Source organism: Streptomyces sp. NPDC018045 (assembly GCF_044327445.1).
GTDB lineage: Bacteria > Actinomycetota > Actinomycetes > Streptomycetales > Streptomycetaceae > Streptomyces.
Genome location: NZ_JBIRFL010000011.1, coordinates 22,811 through 40,975, shown reverse-complemented (window position 1 = coordinate 40,975; position 18,165 = coordinate 22,811). Strand labels below are relative to the sequence as shown.

At 72.0% G+C, this 18,165-nt stretch carries 14 protein-coding genes; 1 reads left to right on the top strand and 13 read right to left on the bottom strand.

Going from position 1 to position 18,165, the window contains the following annotated elements; translation table 11 throughout:
- Positions 1–194 precede the first annotated feature (194 nt).
- Positions 195–638: a MerR family transcriptional regulator gene (locus ACH4EB_RS23780; RefSeq protein WP_398349578.1), complete on the bottom strand. Its 444-nt coding sequence runs from the start codon at positions 636–638 to the stop codon at positions 195–197.
- A 59-nt stretch (positions 639–697) separates the two neighbouring features.
- On the opposite strand from ACH4EB_RS23780, the gene ACH4EB_RS23775 reads away from it, so the two are divergent.
- On the top strand, positions 698–1,666 hold the full coding sequence (locus ACH4EB_RS23775) for an NAD(P)-dependent oxidoreductase (protein WP_398349577.1): 969 nt from the start codon (positions 698–700) through the stop codon (positions 1,664–1,666).
- Between the two features lie 89 nt (positions 1,667–1,755).
- Here ACH4EB_RS23775 and ACH4EB_RS23770 read toward each other — a convergent pair whose 3' ends face one another.
- The 12 genes from ACH4EB_RS23770 to ACH4EB_RS23715 all read right to left on the bottom strand — a co-directional run bounded on the left by ACH4EB_RS23770 (position 1,756) and on the right by ACH4EB_RS23715 (position 18,094).
- Positions 1,756–2,055, bottom strand: a complete 300-nt coding sequence (locus ACH4EB_RS23770) for an STAS domain-containing protein (RefSeq protein WP_398349576.1) — start codon at positions 2,053–2,055, stop codon at positions 1,756–1,758.
- 503 nt (positions 2,056–2,558) lie between these two features.
- Positions 2,559–3,584, bottom strand: coding sequence for a TerC family protein (locus ACH4EB_RS23765; protein WP_398349575.1), 1,026 nt, complete (start codon positions 3,582–3,584; stop codon positions 2,559–2,561).
- 264 nt (positions 3,585–3,848) lie between these two features.
- A complete protein-coding gene (locus ACH4EB_RS23760) occupies positions 3,849–5,483 on the bottom strand; it encodes an FAD-dependent monooxygenase (RefSeq protein WP_398349574.1) in 1,635 nt (544 codons plus the stop codon).
- 87 nt (positions 5,484–5,570) lie between these two features.
- Positions 5,571–6,410 (bottom strand): methyltransferase domain-containing protein, encoded by an 840-nt coding sequence (locus ACH4EB_RS23755; protein WP_398349573.1) that lies wholly within the window; start codon positions 6,408–6,410, stop codon positions 5,571–5,573.
- A gap of 316 nt (positions 6,411–6,726) precedes the next feature.
- The gene (locus ACH4EB_RS23750) at positions 6,727–7,344 is read right to left on the bottom strand and encodes a dTDP-4-dehydrorhamnose 3,5-epimerase family protein (RefSeq protein ID WP_398349572.1); all 618 of its coding nucleotides are present in this window, start codon (positions 7,342–7,344) and stop codon (positions 6,727–6,729) included.
- A gap of 52 nt (positions 7,345–7,396) precedes the next feature.
- Positions 7,397–8,506: a DegT/DnrJ/EryC1/StrS family aminotransferase gene (locus tag ACH4EB_RS23745; RefSeq protein ID WP_398349571.1), complete on the bottom strand. Its 1,110-nt coding sequence runs from the start codon at positions 8,504–8,506 to the stop codon at positions 7,397–7,399.
- Between the two features lie 85 nt (positions 8,507–8,591).
- A complete protein-coding gene (locus tag ACH4EB_RS23740; protein ID WP_398349570.1) occupies positions 8,592–9,593 on the bottom strand; it encodes an NAD-dependent epimerase/dehydratase family protein in 1,002 nt (333 codons plus the stop codon).
- 1 nt (position 9,594) lies between these two features.
- Positions 9,595–11,028, bottom strand: a complete 1,434-nt coding sequence (locus tag ACH4EB_RS23735; protein WP_398349569.1) for an NDP-hexose 2,3-dehydratase family protein — start codon at positions 11,026–11,028, stop codon at positions 9,595–9,597.
- Positions 11,029–11,110: 82 nt separating this feature from the next.
- Positions 11,111–11,938 carry an SAM-dependent methyltransferase gene (locus tag ACH4EB_RS23730; protein ID WP_398349568.1) on the bottom strand — a complete coding sequence of 276 codons (828 nt, stop codon included), beginning with the start codon at positions 11,936–11,938 and terminating at the stop codon, positions 11,111–11,113.
- A 41-nt stretch (positions 11,939–11,979) separates the two neighbouring features.
- Entirely contained in the window at positions 11,980–13,236 is a 1,257-nt protein-coding gene (locus tag ACH4EB_RS23725; protein WP_398349567.1) for a cytochrome P450, read from the bottom strand.
- A 14-nt stretch (positions 13,237–13,250) separates the two neighbouring features.
- On the bottom strand, positions 13,251–16,583 hold the full coding sequence (locus ACH4EB_RS23720; protein ID WP_398349566.1) for a ferritin-like domain-containing protein: 3,333 nt from the start codon (positions 16,581–16,583) through the stop codon (positions 13,251–13,253).
- Positions 16,580–18,094 (bottom strand): flavin monoamine oxidase family protein, encoded by a 1,515-nt coding sequence (locus tag ACH4EB_RS23715; protein ID WP_398349565.1) that lies wholly within the window; start codon positions 18,092–18,094, stop codon positions 16,580–16,582. The genes ACH4EB_RS23720 and ACH4EB_RS23715 overlap by 4 nt, the downstream gene beginning before the upstream one ends.
- Positions 18,095–18,165 lie beyond the last annotated feature (71 nt).

Genomic DNA, 18,165 nt, shown 5'->3' with positions numbered 1-18,165 from the left:
CCGGGGCCGGGGTTTGGGCCCGGGCCTTGGGCGGCCGTGGTGTGACCACGCAAGGGGATGTGCCGGATCCGGCACCACCGTTGACAGCGGTGCCACAGAACTCGTGGTTCCCGGGCACCGGGGACCGGGTGGACGATGCCCCGGCTGGTCACGTCGACGACGTACTCGTCTTCCGCACGCCGGCTGACGCGGCGTCAGGTGGCCTTCGCGCCCAGCGGTACCGCCTTGCCGGCCGGCCGCTTCGCGACACCGGCCGCGTAGCACGCCTCCGGATCGTCGGTGCCGGCCGGCACCGTGGCGGCGATGAGGGCATCCAGCGCGTCGCGGGCGGCCAGCAGGCCGGCGACGGCCTCGCTGATGCGTGCGCGTTCCCGGTTCAGGTCCGGCAGCATGCCGGAACAGGCGGGCGCCAGGATCTTCCCGTCGTCAATCATGCAGGGCAGCAGCTCGGCGATGGTGGCGGTGTTGAGGCCGGCGCCGAGCAGCATGCGGATGCCCCGGACCGTGGAGATGTCCTCTTCCGTGAACTCGCGGTATCCGCTCGGCCGCCGTGCCGGGTTGAGCAGCCCCTGCTCCTCGTAATAGCGCAGCAGGCGTTGGCTGACCCCGGTCCGTCGGGAGAACTCCCCCATGCGCATGTGACGACCACCACGTCCAGTTGACTCTCACATCGGTGTGAGACAGCAGTCTATGGCCCATGACGAACCAGCCATCAGCAACTCCGCGGCACACACCCGTCACGGTCATCGGTCTCGGCCCCATGGGGCTCGCCCTCGCCGAGACGCTCTGGAAGCACGGCCACCCCACGACCGTCTGGAACCGCTCTCCGGAAAGAGCCGACAACCTCGTCACCAAGGGGGTCCACCGCGCGGACACCGTCGCCGAGGCGGTGTCCGCGAGCCCGGTCACGGTCGTGTGCCTCAAGGACTACGAGACCCTGCACGCGGTCCTCGCACCCGCCGGTGACGCCTTGAGGGGTCGCGTCGTGGTGAACCTCGGGTCCGGTACGCCGCATGAGGCGCATACGGTGGTCGGATGGGCGGCCGAGCGCGGTGTTGCCTACCTGGACGGCGCGATCATGGTGCCGCCGCCGCTCGTCGGACACCCCGGTTCCGTCTTCCTCTACAGCGGCTCACAGGACGTCTTCGACGAGCACCGGGCCATCCTGGCGAGCCTGGGCGACCCCCGCCACCTGGGATCCGACCCCGGCCTGGCGGTGCTCTACAACGCGGCGCTGCTCGACTTGATGTACGCCACCACGAACGGTTTCCTGCACGCCGCCGCCCTGGTCGGCTCGGCGGGTGTCCCGGCGGTCGACTTCGCCGGCCTCGCACTCGACTGGTTCCTGCCCTCGGTGGTGAGTGCAACCCTCGCCGCGCAGGCGCCTCGTCTCGACCGGGGCGATTACCCGGGTGACATGGGCACCATGGAGATGAACCTGAACGCGATCGAGCACATCACCCGTACCTGTGAGGAGCAGGGCATCCATCCCGGCCAGCCGCGGCTCATGAAGGAGATGGCCGAGCAGGCGATCACCGAGGGGTACGGCGCGATGAACTACCTGGCTGTGTCGGAGGTCTTCAAGAAGGCGCCGTCGGCTTCGCGCCCATCCTCCAGGCAGGAGTCCCAGGGGTTCCAGGAGTCCCAGGGGTTCCAGGAGGGGTGATCCCGCGCCCTCGCATGGCTCGCTCCCGGAGTCGGCGGACCGCCCTGTTCGTCGGGCGCCGTGGCCTGCCGTCTCCGGGCGCGCCGGTGTCACGCCTCTATCGCACCCACCGCGTCGATGCCGGCGTGCCGCAGGGTCCGCGCCACGTGGCGGCGCGCGCCGCGGAGGGTGAGCGCGGTGCCGTCGGGCCGTCGGGAGAGGGCGCGGAGGAGGGCGTACGCACAGGCCAAGTCGATGTGGGTCAGCTCGTGCAGCTCCAGGACCCAGGCGCGGGCTTCGCGCAGGCGCGGGTCGGCGAACCGGGTTTCGAGCATGCGGAGTGTGTCGGCGTGCAGTTCGCCGCGGAGGGTGAGCACGACGCGGCAGTCGTCGACACTGGCGATGGTCACGGGTGGCGGGGGTGTTGGGGTGGGGCGGGCCCCGGTTGTCATGGTGGCCTCCTGGTGCGTGCGCTCACCTGGGCGGTGCGGTGGCCTTTCCGTACCGCATCCGGGCGTCACCGCGACCAGCGCGGGACACCGGCCGCGCGGTCGGCGTCCCGCGAAACCGGAACCTGTCGCCGGTCACGGCCCTGGTTGGTGCGCGGTCCCGGATGTCAGGACTTCGTCCCGTCGGCTACCGGCCGCTGCTCCCGTCGTGTGTGTTCCGGGCAGTTCGGGCAGTCGGGGTTGCGGCAGGGGCCCGGCTCCCAGCGGGGCACGAAGACCCCCATCGTCTTGTGTCGCGTGAGCACCGCGGACACGGAGTGATGACAGACATGGCAGATGTTTCCGGCCTGCGGTGCCGTCGCATGCTCGTCTCTGGCCATATGACAACAATAGCTCTTTTTGCCTTTTCTTGGTGAAAACTTTTCACAGAGGGGGGCGGGGATCCGCGCGGTGAGGGGAACAGTTCAGCCGTCCCGCAGGTGATCGCCCGGCTTCCGTGTCTCCTGCCCCGCGGGGCCGTCGGCGGCCGGCCCCGCGGCGGCATCGTGCTGGTCGGGCGGGCCCGGACGCCTGATGCTCAGCGTGACGGCCACCCCCAGGACGACGACGATGACCGCCAGGCTGACCGGAGACGGGATCTCCGGGATGCTGCTGCTGAACAGCTTGTGGGAGGCCTGGAGGATCAGCTTCACGCCGATGAAGGAGAGGATGAGCGCCAGGCCCTTGCTGAGGTAGCGGAAGCGGTCCAGCAGCCCGGCGAGCAGGAAGTACAGGGCCCGCAGCCCGAGGATGGCGAAGGCGTTGCTGGTGTAGACGATGAAGGCGTCGTCGCTGACCGCGAGGACGGCCGGCACGCTGTCCACGGCGAAGACCAGGTCCGCCGCCTCGATCGCGGCGACCACCGCGAGCAACGGGGTGGCGATCCGTTTGCCGGCCTCCTTCACGAAGAACTTCATCCCGGCGTACTCGTCCCGCACCGGCATGATCTTGCGCAGCAGCCGCACGGCGATGCTCCGGCCCGGATCGAAGCTCTCCTCCTCCCCTTTGAGGATTTTGTAGGTGCTGTAGAAAAGGACGGCCGCGAAGGCGAACAGCACCGCGGTGAACCGGCTGACCACGGCCACGCCGGCGGCCAGGAAAACACCTCGGAACACCAGCGCGCCCATGACGCCGAAGAACAGCACGCGATGCTGGTAGGCGCGCGGCACCCGGAAATAGGCGAAGATCAGCGCGAAGACGAACAGGTTGTCGACCGACAGGCTCTTCTCCAGCAGCCACGCCGTGGTGTATTCCACCCCGGGCGTCGCGCCCAGCACCAGGAAGACGACGGCACCGAAGACGACGGCGAGCCCGACCCACACCCCGCTCCAGGCAGCGGCCTCCTTGAACCCGATGACATGCGCCTGTCGATGTGCCAGCAGGTCCACGGCCAGCGACACGACCACGGTGACGGCGAACACCGCCCACAGCCAGAACGGCACATCGAGCACGGGAGTCCCCTTACAGGCCAGAAACACTTCCTGCCTCTGTAAAAAGTCTGACTCAAGAGTTCCTGCTTGTCGCCCACACATATCGGCGCCCGTCCGGGCGCCGGCTCGCCGGCGCCGGCATGTGAAGGACGTCCGGGCAGGGAATTCCGTGTCCGGCTGACGGTCGTTTCCCCGGCGCCGCGGCAAAAGCGCTGCTCCCGGCTTCGCGGCGGCAGGCTATTCGCTCCGGTGCGGTCCGCCGCGTTTCCCGCTCGTCGTGCCCGCTCACCGGTGTCCGGGCGCGGCCCCGGCACCTCGCACCGTATCGACGAGGGATCCCGGGTTCCGGGGCAGCTCGTCACCGCGCCATGCCACACAGCCGTCCGGGCGGACCAGCACGAAGGGCCGCTCGTAGAGCTTGGCGATCTCCCCGTCACCCCCGGTCCGCACGGTCAGCGGCACGCCCCGCTCGGCGAACGCGCGCTCGACCCCCGCCACCCCGGGGTGCTCGGCGAAGCACAGCAGGACGAACCCGCGCCCGAACAGGTCCAGGGTGGACGTGCCGGCGTCCCACCAGGCGTGCGCGGCGCGGTAGCCCGGCTCGCTGCCCGGGCGCCAGCCGGCGTCCGGCTTGCCGTGACGCACCGGTACGTCGGGGTCCTCGACGATGACGGGGGAGCGGTACCGCAGCCCGAAGTGGATCTCGGGGGCGTCGAACTCCCGCTCCACGCCGCTGCTCGCCAGCCGCCGTGCCATCTCCGCACGGGCCCGCTCGCCCTCGGGCCCGTCCAGGTGGACCTCGGTCGGCAGCCGCCTGCGCAGGGTGCGCTCCAGGTTGAGGTTGGCCTCCTCCAGGCTCTGCACGGCGATCGGCCTGCGCTCGGTCTCGTACGTGTCGAGCAACTGCGGCCCGGCCCAGCCGTTCAGCGTGGCGGCGAGTTTCCAGCCCAGGTCGGCGGCGTCTCCGATGCCGGTGTTGAGGCCGAAGCCGCCGGAGGGCGAGAGGGTGTGCGCGGCGTCGCCGGCGAGGAAGACGCGTCCGGCCCGGTACCGGTCGGCGACGCGGTGGGTGAGGTGCCACTCACCGTCGCTCAGCAGCTCCACCGGGGTGTCGACGGCGAGGGCGTCGCCGATCAGCGACAGCGCGTCGACACGGTCGGCGGCGGCGTCGTCCACGCCCACGACCAGGTTGTACAGATCGCTGCCGTTCAGCGAGCGCAGGGGGAAGCGCAGCGTGGACGAGAGCATGAGGAAGTGGACGAGCGCGGCGCGGTCGCCGAGCCGCTCCTTCAGCTCGGGCGCGCGGAAGAGGATGTTGCGGAAGATCTGCGTACGGTGGCGGGCCGGCGCGTCGATGCCGCAGGACTGCCGGATGGGGGAGGCGGCGCCGTCGCAGGCGACCAGGAACCGTGCCCGTATGGTGCCGGTCGTGCCGGTGGCGTGGTCGGTGAGGGTGGCGTCGACGTGGTCGTCGGTGCGCAGCACGCGGTCGACGGTGGTACGGAGCCGCAGCGGACCGTCCGGGTGGACGCCCACGGCCCGCGTCAGCACCGGGTTGAGCCAGTGCGCCGGGCAGATCTGGTCGGGCTCGGGGGTGTGCGCGAAGGCCGGGCGGTTTCCGGCGGTACCCCGGCGGTACCGGTAGATCTCGTGACCGCCGACCCGGGTGACCCAGGCGATGTCCAGGGGGTGGTCGGCCGGCCACCCGGCGCCGCGGACGGCGTCCGCGACACCCCAGCGGCGGAACAGCTCCATCGAACGCGGACCGATCGTGCTGACCTTGGGGTGCCGGACCTCTCCGTCACCGGCGTCCGCGAGCACGCAGTCGATCCCGCGGTACCGCAGGTCCAGGGCCAGCGCCATCCCGACCGGGCCGCCGCCCACGATCAGCACGTCGGTCCGCTCACCGGAATGCGTCATGTCGTCCTTGCCTCTCTTCGTGGGCCCGTCCCGGCCGTCGGTGGAACCGGGAGGGCGCGCGGGGCGCCCTCCCGGGACTGTCATCGGCTACGGGCGTTCCGCGGTGGCCAGCAGACAGCCGAAGTCGTCGACGCCCGCCAGGTCGGACGGCCGGAAGGCGTCGTCGGTGAAGAAGTTGCTCTCGTCGAGGGCTTCGGGGCGGTCCTCGACGGCCGACAGCTTCGCGATCTCGTCGGCGAGGCGCAGCGTGGTCTGCTCGGTGACGTCGAGGATCTCGCGCAGCCGCAGGCCGGAACGGTGGAGCAGCGCGACGTAGTCGTCGATGTCCGCCGTGGTCGACATCAGGCCGTTGCAGAACTTGTCGATGCCCGGGTGCCGCACCTCCTTGCGCGGGAAGCGCTCGAACACATCGGTCAGCACGAGCCGGCCGCCGGGGCGCAGCACCCGGCACACCTCGGTGAGCACCTGCTGCCGGTCCGGCATGTGGCAGAGCGACTCCAGGGCCATCACGGCGTCGAACGTCCCGTCGGCGAAGTCCAGCTTCATTGCGTCGGCGTGCCGGAACACGGCCCGGTCGGCGACCCCGGCCTCGGCCGCCAGCCGGTTGGCGGCCTTGATCTGCTCCTCGCTGATGCTGATGCCGGTGACCCGCGCGCCGGTGTGCGCCACGACCCGCAGGCCGGGGCCTCCCACGCCGCAGCCCAGGTCGAGGACGTGGGACGAGCCGTCCACCTTCAGCCGTTCGATGAACACGTCGGTGAGCCGGTCCATCGCCGCCTCGATCGAGGCCTCGGAGTCCGGCGTGTCCCAGTAGCCGATGTGGACGTTGGTGTTGAAGGTGCCGTCGTTCATGGCGTTCAGCGTCAGCCGGTCGTAGAGCTTGCCGACGGCTCCCGGCACGGGCAGCGTCTGGGCGGAGTCGGTCATGGCAACGGCCTTTCGGTTCGACGGGTGCGGAGCGTGGTGCGGGGGACTGGTGCGGGCAGGGTGTGCGATGGGCCGGTGGGAGGTGGGCCCCCACGCGGCCGGTGCGGGGTGGCGGCGGACCCGGCCCGGCCGCCGTAGCCCTCAGCATCGGGCCGCGCGGGCCGCGAAGCAGTGGTGCGGACGAAAACCCGCTCGTTCACGTGGGGGCGCGCCGCCGGTTCGGTCCGGCCGGGTGGGCGGAACACCGTTCAGCCCATGCGCGCCCGGGCAGGCCGGGGGGTATGGCTCTCTCGGGGCTGTCCGGCGGGCCGGGCCGTCAGGCGTTCGCGGCCTCCGGTGACCAGCCTTTCTCGATCTCCTGGCACCGGCCGTAGTCCGGCAGCAGGCCCTGTTCCCGGGCCTCGGCGAGCGTGATCGCCGCGCCGTCCCGCTCGGACAGGATCGGCTCGGTGTCCCGGGGAACGGGCAGCCCGAGCACCGGGTCCAGGACGGACAGGGCGAGTTCGTTCTCCGGTACGTAGCTCCCGGAGAGCATGTACGACATGACGGTGTCGTCCTCCAGCGCCACGAACGCGTGGCCCACCCCCACCGGGAAATAGGTGGTCCGGTGGTCCTGCTGGTCCATCAGCACCGAGTCCCACCGGCCGTACGTGGGCGAGCCGACCCGGATGTCGACCACGATGTCCAGGGCCGCGCCGCGCGCGCAGTAGACGTACTTCGCGGTGCCGGGCGGTGTCACGGTGTAGTGGATGCCGCGCACCACACCGCGCCGGGAGACGCTGTGGTTGGTCTGCGCGACGCGGAAGAGCGGGCCGCCGTGCGCCTCGGCGAACGCCTCCTCCTGGAACGGCGAGAAGAACAGGCCCCGTTCGTCGGGGAAGACGCGGGGGGTGAACTCCAGTGCTCCCTCGACGGCGAGTTCGCGTGCTTTCATGTCTGCTCCCGTGGCTGGGTGAACGGCTCGGCGGACTGGCGGTCGGCGGGTCTCACAGCGTCGCCAGCACCTCGCGCACGGCGTGGATGACCTTGTCCTGGAGGTCGCGCGGCAGCGAGGGGTACATCGGCAGCGAGAAGATCTCGCCGGCCAGCGCCTCGGTGACGGGCAGGGACCCCGTGGCGTATCCGAGGTGGGCGAACCCGGTCATGGTGTGCACCGGCCACGGATAGCTGATGTTGAGGTGGATGTCGTACGCCTTGAGGCGCTCGATGATGTCGTCGCGCCGGGGGTGGCGCACCACGTACACGTAGTACACGTGCTCGTTTCCGGGGACGGTGCGCGGGAGCACGAGACCGGTGTCGGCCAGACCGTCGGCGTAGCGCCGCGCGACGGCCCGGCGGCCGGCGATGTAGGTGTCGAGCCGCTTGAGTTTGCGCCGCAGGATCTCGGCCTGCACCTCGTCCAGGCGGCTGTTGTGGGCGGGCGTCTCCAGGGTGTAGTAGCGGTCCTCCATGCCGTAGTACCGAAGCCGCCGCAGCCGTTCCGCCACGGTCGCGTCCGAGGTGAGGGTCGCGCCGCCGTCGCCGTACGCGCCGAGGACCTTGGTCGGGTAGAAGGAGAAGGCGGCCGCGTCGCCGGTCGTGCCGGCCGGCGTGCCGCCCTGCCGGGCGCCGTGTGCCTGGGCACAGTCCTCCAGGATGGCCAGCCCGTGCCGGGCGGCCAGCTCCTTCAACGGAGCCATGTCCACGCACTGCCCGTACAGGTGCACCGGGAGCAGGCACCGCGTGCGTTCGGTGATCGCCGCCGCCACCTGGCCGGTGTCCATGAGGAAATCGTCCTCGCGCACGTCGACGAAGACGGGGGTGGCGCCCGTGCCGTCGATGGCGACCACGGTCGGTGCCGCGGTGTTCGACACCGTGATCACCTCGTCGCCCGGGCCGACGCCCAGCGCCTGCAGCCCGAGCTTGATCGCGTTCGTCCCGTTGTCGACACCGACGCAGTGGGCCGCCCCGTGATAGGCGGCGAATTCCGCCTCGAAGCCGCGCACGCTCGCGCCCAGCACGAGCTGCCCCGAGCCGAAGACCGTCGCTACGGCGTCGAGGATGTCCGGACGCTCGTCCTCGTACTCCGCCAGGTAATCCCAAACACGCGTGGTCATGTGCCAGCCTTTCCAGGACTGCGGCGGACGGCCGTGCTGCGGCCGGACGCCTGCGGTGGGTGTCGTCCATCAGAGGTGCGTGTCGTCACCGGGCCTCGCCCTCCTGCCCGGCCAGAGCGGCGACGGTGCGCCGCAGCCCCTCGGGAAGTGAGGTCCGGGGGTGCCAGCCGGTGGCCGCCCGGAACGGGGAGGAGTCGATGGTCACGCTGCGGAAGTCCGTCGCGGGGGCGTGGGCCGGCGGTTCGACGGACTCCACGGCGACCGGCTGCCGCCCCGTGTGGTCGGACACGGTCCGGGCGATGAGCCGGAAGACGTCGCCGAGCGCGTCGCCCCGGCCGGCGCCGATCAGCCAGTGGTCGCCCACCAGGGCGTCCGGGTGGTCGAGGGCCGCCGCGAACGCCGCCGCGACATCGCTGACGTGGACCAGGTCGCGCCGCACCGTGCCGTCGTGCCACATGGTGAGCGGCAGGCCCGTGAGCGCCCGCCGCACCATGGCGGACACGACACCGCGGTCGCCGGTACCGGGGGCCGCTCCCTCACCGAACACCGTGGGCAGGCGCAGGCTGATGCCGCGCGCCCGGCCCTCGGCCGTGGCCTTGAGCAGGAGGTGCTCCGCCGTCAGTTTCTGCCGGTCGTAGGCGGTTGCGGGGTGGTCGGGTTCACCCCCGTCGAGCGGTTCCCGCGGCGGCACGCCGACCTGCGAGGCGGCGCCCGCGTACACCACCAGCGGGGGCGTCCCGTCGCCCGCGGCCGGCCGCAGGACGTCCAGGAGGTCCCGCATCACGCCCACGTTCACGCGCTCGGCCTCCGGCTCGGTCTCGGCCGCCCGCCACCCGCCGTCCGCCAGGAGCAGGTGCACCACCGCGTCCGAGCCCGAGACGGCCTCGGCGAGCGCCGTCCGGTCGGTGAGGTCGGCGGTGACGACGGTGGTCCCGGCCGGGCCGGGGGGAATCGCGCTCGGCCTGCGCGCCACCGCCCGCAGACGGACCGGGCGGTGCGCCAGTGCGCGCAGGACGGCCGACCCCACGAAGCCCGAGGCGCCGAGCACGGTGATCAGCGGTTCGGCGGCTGCCGGTGTGCGTGCCATGTCACACCTCTCCCCGGGTCCGTATCGCCATGGCGTTGAGGCAGGCCAGGAGCGTGCGGGCCTCCACGTTGAGGTAGTGCCCGTGCCGGGTGAGGGCCCTGAGCTGGGCGGGGGTGGCCCAGGCGAAGCCGGGGGGCGGGTCGAGCGCGGCCCCGGTCCCGTCGGCGTCGACGACGAGGTACCGGCTCCGGGCGTTCAGGAAGCGCCCGCCCTCCTCGGAGTGGACGGCCTGGTAACGGATCCGCGACGCGGGGGCGTCGAGGACGGCGTCGAGGAAGGGCGGGCGGTCCGCCTCCGGCAGGTGGGCGTGGTTGCCGGGCGTGCACTGGACGGTGGGCGCCAGCTCGACCGTGTCCAGGAAGCCGCCCTCGGCCCGGGCCTGCACCAGCACGTGCGGCACCCCGTCGATCTCGCGCACGAGGAACGCGGTCACCCCCGTGCCGACGGGTTCGATCAACGGCTGGTCCCAGCGGACCACTTCGCGGTTGCCGGCCCGTACGGAGACCGCGACGACCTTGAAGTAGCGGCCGTCCTCGTGCTCGATCGCCTCGACACCGTGCTTCCAGCCGCGCACGGAGGCCAGCGGTACGCGGCGGGTTTGCACGTCGCGGCGGGAGCGCTCGCCGGTGAACCACGACAGGAGCTGGGCGTCGGAGAGCAGCGCGCCGGGCGATGTGTCCGGGTACGGCACACAGGACAGCACGGTTCTGGCGTTCATGTTGACCATGTCGTCCTCGTGCAGGAGTTCGGCGATCTGGCCGAGGGTGAGCCAGCGGAAGTCGTCCGTCGCGGGGACCTCGTCGGCCGTCTCGACGATCATGTTGCGGTTGGACTTGCGGAAGAACCACGAGCCTTGTTCCGACTGGAGCACGTCCACGATGACCCGGTCGCGGTCGGGCCGCACGAAGTGGTCGATCAGCCGCACGTCCGCGCCCCGGTGGGCCCTGGTGTAGTTGCTGCGGGTGGCCTGCACGGTCGGCGAGAGCTGGAGCAGGTTGGGGTTGCCCGGCTCCATCTTGGCCTGCATCAGGAAGTGCAGCACCCCGTCGAACTCCTTGGCCAGGATGCCCAGGATGCCCACCTCCGGCTGCCTGATCACGGGCTGCTGCCACTCCCGGCGGGGGCCGTCGCCGTAGGGCCCGTCGTGTTCCTCCACGTGCAGGCCCTCGACGGTGAAGAACCGCCCGCTGCGGTGCACGAGATCGCCGGTGCCGGGCGCGAAGCGCCACTCGCCCAGCTCCGCGAACGGGATGCGTTCCACGCGGAAGACATGGGCCCGGCGGCGCTCCGCCAGCCAGGCGTGAACGTCCTCGGTCCGCGACCGCACCCCGCTGCGGGCCGCTGCCGACCGGGCGAGACGGCCGGCCAGCGCGCGGTCCTCGCGCGGACGTACGGCGACGGGGGCGGCAGGTGGTGGGCCGAGGCAAGACGACATCGAAGTACTCCCTGTCTGCGGGGGTCGAGAGCGGAACGGTGTTCGCCCGCCGGCACGCGCCCGGCCGGCCACGCCCGTGGGGTCAGGTCCGCTGCGCGGTGATCAGGACGTAGCCCGCGTGCGGGTGCTTGCCGAAGGCGTCCATCAGGTCGGCCGCCGCGCTGATCTGCTCCGCCGCCGGGGCGTCGAGGGAGGCGGCGAGGTTCCGGAAGGCGGCCGCGGCGTGCCCGTAACTGGCGCGGACCTGCTCGCCGATGTCCGTCAGCTCCAGCAACTGCCAGCCCGCTTCCGCCAGGCGCGCGCGGTGTTCGTCGGGCGTGTTGATCCCGGCGATCTCGTACACGTCCAGCATGCCGTCCAGCACGGCCCGGTCCTCGCCGGTGAACGGCTGCCGCTGGCACAGGTCGGTGACGACCAGACGCCCGCCGGGGCGGACGACGCGGCGGATCTCCGCCAGGGCGGCGGTCTGGTCGGTGATGTGCAGCAGCGATTCGATCGCCCAGGCCCCGTCGAAACAGCCGTCGTCGAAGGGCAGGTCCACGGCGTCCGCGAAGCGGAAGGAGACCCGGTCGCGCGCGTCGGAGCCGTCCGCCTCCTTGTCCGCCTGGGCGAGCTGCTGGTGGCTGACGGTGATGCCGGTCACGCGGACGTCGTGCGCGCCCGCGATCCGCAGGGCCGGGAGGCCGTTGCCGCAGCCCACGTCGAGCAGCCGCTGGTCCGGCCGGAGGCCGAGGCGGGTGGCGACGAGGTCGGTGAGGCGGTCGGTGGCCTCGGTGATCGGGAGGCCGGGGTCGTCGTCCCAGTAGCCGACGTGGATGTTGCCGCCGAGGGCGGTCGTGGCCCCGGCGTCGGCGAACACGTCGTACGCCTGGCCGACGGAGTCGGGGCTGGTGCCGGGCTGCTGTGTCATGAGTGCCTTTCCTTCGTGCGGTGTCGGTGGGGCGCCGGGGGTCACGGCAGGTCGGATCTGCCGAGCACCAGCCGTGTCGGCCCGTGGAAGACCATGTCGTCGGCGTACTCGACCTGTTGGCCGCCGCGGCCCAGCCCGGGCATGCCGTCCAGCAGCGCCCGGAGACCGATTTCGGCCTCCGCGCGGGCCAGCGTCGCGCCGAGGCAGTAGTGGATGCCCAGCCCGAAGCCCAGATGCCGGTCGGCGGGGCGGCGCACGTCCAGGACGTCGGGGCGCGGGAAGCGCGCGGGGTCCCGGTTCGCCGAACCGAGCAGGGCGACCACCCGGCTGCCGCGCGGCACCTCGAGCTCACCGAGGCGGGTGTCCCGGTACGCCCATCGCGTCACCGCCTGCACCGGCGGGTCGTAGCGCATCAGCTCCTCGGCCGCCCCCGGCGTCAGTTCGGGAGCGGCGCGCAGCTCGTCGAGGACCTCGGGGTGCGCCCGCAGCGCCAGCACCGCCTTCGCCAGGAAGTTGGTGGTGGTCTCGTGTCCGGCGGTGAGCAGGTGGACGCAGGTTCCCACGATCCCGTCCACGCTCAGCGGCGCACCGCCGTCCCGGGCACGGACCAGGAGCGTGAGCAGGTCACCGCGGTCGTCCCCGTGCCGCCGGGTCACCTCCTGCCGGAAGTAGCGGGTGAACGCGGCGGCGGCTGCCTCGGCCCGTGCGTAGCCGCCGGTGCCGTTGCGCGAGCGGGTGCTGCCGGCCTCCTGGAGGGCCATCGCGTTGGCGCGCAGCCATCCGTGGTGGTCCTGCGGAATGCCGAGCAGTTCGGAGATGACGAGGATGGGCAACGGCGCCGCGAAGCCCTCGACGAGGTCGGCCTCCCGGTGCCGTCCGAGCTGTTCCAGCAGCTCGTGTGCGATCTGCGTGATGCGGGGCCGCAGACCGGTGACGATCGCAGGGGAGAACTCCGTACCGAGCAGGGAGCGCAGTTCGGTGTGGCGCGGCGGGTCCAGGAACACCAGCCAGTTCTCGACGACGGTCCGCAGGGCCCGGTACTCGGCGGGGACCGGGACGGGCGCCGCGCCGGGGTCGCCGGACGCCACGCGCGCGTCCCGGCCGAACCGCCGGTCCGACAGCACCTGGACGACCTCGTCGTAGGAGAAGACGTAGAAGGTGTCCGGTGCGCCCGCGCCCGGCGCCCCGCGGTGGACCGGCGCGGCCTCCCGGTAGCGCCGGTACACCGGGTACGGGTGGGCGATGTCCTCCCCGTCCCAGCCCTTGAGGTCGAACCGCGGCAGCGTCGCGGATGGCATGCGGTCTCCTTCGCTCATGAGTGTGGCGTCGCCGCTCCGTACGGGCCCGCCGGGGACGCCTGGCGGCCCGGCGGCCGGAAGTGGTCGGCCCAGAACGCGCTCATCTCACCCACCCGGGCGGGCACCAGGGGGTGCTTGCCGCAGGCCACCGCGAGATGGTCGAGGCGCAGCGCGATGCCGCGTCTGGCCACGTCCGGGCGGGACACCGGCGCGGGCTGCTCGGACAGCTCGAACGACGGCCCGGCGGTCCGGCCCCGCCGTCCCGACGGCAGGGTCACCAGCAGTTCCGCCAGCGGGCGCATCAGCCCCGTCATCATGTCGATCGCCGCGTTCATCAGGTCGGAGCGGCGCAGGCTCGCGTCCGGGCACTCACCGAAGTGCTGGACCATGAGCTGGAGCGCCATGAAGTAGGAGCGGTTGAACAGCTCCATGACCGACCGGGCGTCCGGGTCGGTGACCGTCTCCATGGCTGCGTTCCCCTGCCCGAGGGTCGGGTTCCGTACGACGGGGTAGGCCGGGTTCCACCGTTCGCCGCCCGGGCGGGCCCGGGTGGCCGGCGCCCCGCAGAGCAGGTCGGAGATCCGCAGGAACGAGGCGTAGTGCGAGTGCTCGGCGGTCCGCGCGTCCAGCACACCGCCCTCTCCCTGCTCGGTGATGACGTCGATCGCGAACAACGCGCTGGACAGGTCGTCGACTTCGAGCTGGTAGTCGGGGTGGTGCCGGTTGACCGACTCCCGCAGGAAGAGGTGGTGTTCCCCGCCGCCCCTGCCCTTCTCCACCAGGAAGAGGTCCGGGACGCGGTGCAGGCCCTCGCGGATGTCCGCGTACAGCTCGCTCAGCGAGGCGTAGGGGTGCCGGTCGTCGTGGGTCGCGGGGGCCGCCGGTGTGTCGCCCCGCCGTACGTCGTGGACGAGGTCTTCCGGCCGTTCGATCTGCACGAACCGCTCCACGCTGCCGGGCCCCAGCCTCTCCAGGGAGAAGTCCAGCGGCACCGGCAGCTCGTGGTTGACGGTGCCGAAGTCGATCCGGGGCACGTGGAACGGCTCGCCCACCGCGGTGAGGATGTTGTTGACGAGGAGAAAGTGGATCATCTCCTCCCGGGCGATGTTCAGCAGCATGCTGCGGATGCCCTCGTCGAGGGTCTCCCCGCCGTCGCCGCAGGCGAGCCGGAGCTGCTCGGGCGTCCACGTGCCCCGCCGCACGTACTCCAGGCCGGCACCGTGGGTGGGCACCGAATAGGCCGCGTACAGGTACTGGAGCATGACGGCCAGTTCGATCGCGGCGGCGTCGCGCAGCACCTCGACGAGGCGGCCGCGGGTGGTGATCTTCCCGCTCGCGCGGCCGGCCGCGGGCTCCGTCAGCAGGACCTCGTCCGGCGCCTGCTGGGCCCGCAGGAACGTCAGCAGGAGCTGTGCCTTCGGCTCGGACAGGTCCCGCGTCGGCGGCATGTAGTACGTCTTCGCCTTGTTGCGCGGGTCGCACATCTGCCAGATCAGCTTCGCGTACGTCTCCACCTTGCACCGGTCCGCCAGGCTGAAGACCTCCGCATTCATGAAGGAGTACAGGTGCTCGTAGAACGCGAAGACCTCCGTGTAGACCAGGTCGAAGGTCACCTCCTCCTGGCGGATGCCGGCCAGCCGCCAGTCGTCGGGCAGCACCCGGACCGACAGGTGGCCGGCGCCGGGCCAGTAGCCGAGCGCGTCGTCGTGGTCGTGGCCGAGGGCCGCCGAACCGGGCCGGTCCACGTCGCACGGCAGGTCGCCGGCGCCGGCGGACAGCAGGACGCGGGCGGTGCCGGCCGCCGCGCCCCGTAGGGTGAACCATCCGAGGCCCGCCTGGTCGGTGTCCAGGAGGCAGGTGTCGGACCACGGGCCGGAGCCGTCCCGCCGTCCCGCGCGCAGGTGGACGATGGCGACATCGGAACACCGCGCCTCGGGGGAGCGGGCGGCCGGGTCGCGCGGGAGGGCCCGGGGGTTGAAGAACTGCCGTACGTGGATCTCGTCGACGGCGGCCGGGCGGCCCCGCACGAAGGAGCGCACGAGTACCTCGACGTCCTGGTCCGCGTCGTCCGGGTCGCGCGGATGCTCCAGGAAGAGGCTCGCGTCATCGGCCTGGACGTTGATCTCCTTCTCGCGCAGGTGCACCACCGGGCCGTCCGGGCCGGTGCCCACCAGGCGCAGCGCCTCGTCGGCCGCGGCGTCCGCCGGCAGCTCGATGGGGACCGTCACCAGGCCGCCGGCCAGGGCGTACTCCTCCCCGAGGTACGCCTGTCGGGGCACCCGGGCGACCAGCCGGTCGCTGTCCGCCGTGCGCAGTTCGAGATCGCCGACGTCGACCGGGACGGGAGGGCCGGCCGCGGCCCCGGGGGCTGCCTCCGGGGCACGGGTGGGCACCGCAGTGATCATGTTGAGGGTGACGTGCTCGTCCGTCAGCTCGACGGAGAGGTTGTGCAGCTCACCAGGGGCCCGGCCGGGCGTGCGGCGCTCCGGGACGAGCAGCCGGCCCGCCGGATACGTACGCGGCTCGTGCGGGCGCCACGGCGCGATCGTCCCGCGCAACCGCCACCGGCCAGGCCGGTCGGGCGCGAGCGGAGCGGCCAGATGGCTCAGCGCGAACTGCACCACCAGGCCGCCGGCCCCCTCGGCGGCGGCCGCGGCCCGCAGGTGCCGCACGGCCGGGGAGACCGCCGCTTCGTCGAGCCAGGTCAGTTCGTCCTGCTCGGTCACGGCGAACTGGTGCACCACGGACCGGCGCAGCCGCTCCGCCAGCCAGCGACCGCCCACGCCCCGGACGTGCCGGGCGTTGTGCCACCTCGGAGGATGGAAGCCGCGGACGCCTCCGGTGGCCATGTACCCGACGTCGTGGGAGCGGCCGTCCCGCCCGAAGCAGAACTGCCCGACCATGAGCGTCGTGGTCCAGTCGGACGACGGGTCGACGTCGAAGACACGGGCCCGGTTGACCGTGGTGGCCAGGTACTCGTTGTAGTGCCCCCACATGTCGACACCGCGGCCGACCACCGGGTCGGCGGTGTCCACATCGCCTGCCCGGACCTCGACGCCGATGATCCGCGCGTCGATCGAGAAGTGCCCGTTGCCGGCGAAGTCCTCGCCCTTGGCCGCGCTGAAGGGCCCGTCGGACGCCGGCCGGCCCGAGCTGTCGAACCGCGGCCCCAGCCGGTCCAGATGGTCGTGGTACTCGGCGGGCGGGCGCTGCGCGGGAAAGGGCTGCCCGTCGTCGGTGAGCGCCGTGTTCGTCGCCAGATCGACGAGGCCGCTGCGCGCGCCGGTCGGCAGGTGCGTCGTCGCCGTCCCGCCGAAGTGCAGCCGGGGCACGTCGAAGACGCTCATGCCGACTCCCGCGAGGGGCCCGGCCGGGTGACGGCGAAGACGCGGTTGGCCCGCGGCTCGTACCACTCGATCTCGTGCGCGGCGTCGATCGCCGACTCGATCGCGCCCTCGATCCACGCGGGCTTCGACGAGCAGTGCTCACCGGCGAAGAAGAGTCCTTTCTGCCGCCGGGCCGCCTCCCGCCGCTCCGCCTCGCGGAGCGCGGCCTCCTGGCCCCAGCGGACCGTGGCCGCCCCCCAGGACCACCGGCGCGCGCCCCAGTCCCGGCCCGCGACGCCCAGGACCATGCCCGGCCGGCGTAACTCGGGGTGCATCGCGCTCAGTTCCCTGGTGACGACCGCGTTGCGCTCCGCCTCGCCCAGCCGGCTGAGTGCGTCGGCGTCCGGCCCGATGGCGTAGCTCGCGAGCAGCACCGCGCCGTGCTCCGGATCGCCTTCGGTGGGCGGGTAGTAGGTCTGCCGCACGTGCCCGCCGGTGAAGGACGCGCCCCCGCTGATCCCGTCCTTCTCCCAGAAGGCCTCGCGGCAGTGGAAGGCGACCTTCGTCGCGGCCCAGTATTTCGTCTGGTGGACGATATCCAGCTTGTCCTGGTCGAAGCCGGACAACTGCATCCTCCGCAGCACCGTGAACGGAATGGTGCACACCACGTAGTCGCAGGTCCGGGTGAGGGACCTGACACCCTGGCGGATCCGCAGGACCACCGTGTCGTCGCGGACGTCGATGCCGACCACTTCCTGGCCGGTCGCTATCGGCCCCCGGATCCGCGCGGCGAGCTGCCGGGGGAGCGCGTCCATGCCGTCGCGCAGCCGCACGATGGTGGAGCTGGTCTCGTCCAGGACGTCGTCGAGGAAACGCTCCAGGCGAGGCGGGCAGAACGACCGCACCTGGGGGTGGTCGGCGAAGAAGGAGTGCAGGTCGATCCGGTTGCGCGCGCTGCCGCACCGGTAGGGCGCCAAGTCGATGTGATCGACGAGGTTCAGCAGTTCCACGCCGATTTCGTCGTGCATGCCGTCGTAGAACTGGCGGGGGGCGATGGCCCTGATGCTGGCGTCCAGCCAGGCGCCGAACAGCAGGGTGTTCCCCTGGTAATGCCGGCTCGGCAGTCCGGCGGCGAACTCCTCGACGAGGGTCTTGTGCGCGTCGCGCACCCGGAGGTAGCCGGAGGCAGTGGGCAGGTAGGCCGCGTCGTCGGAGAACAGGGTGCGGAATTCCCGCACCTGGTGCTGTAGCCCGAGTTCGGCGATGTAGTGCATGGTCAGCCGGTGCCCGGCGGGGATCCGCATCGCGCCGAGTTCGGCGAACGGCCCGGCCTGGCCGCGGCCGGAGAACCGGTGGGTGTGAATGCGGCCGCCGATGTCGCGGCTTCCTTCGATGACGTGGACCTGATGTCCGAGGCGCTCCAGTTCATAGGCCGTGACCAGACCGGCGATGCCGGCGCCGATGACGGTGACCTTCTTCGGCCCGCCGAGCGCCTCGTCCGCCCCGTCGATCTTCTGCGAGGGTGCCGTCACAGGTTTCCTCCAGTACGCGATGTCCAAGGCCGGGAGCATGTCCTGGATGAACGCCAGCGCCTTCCCGGTCC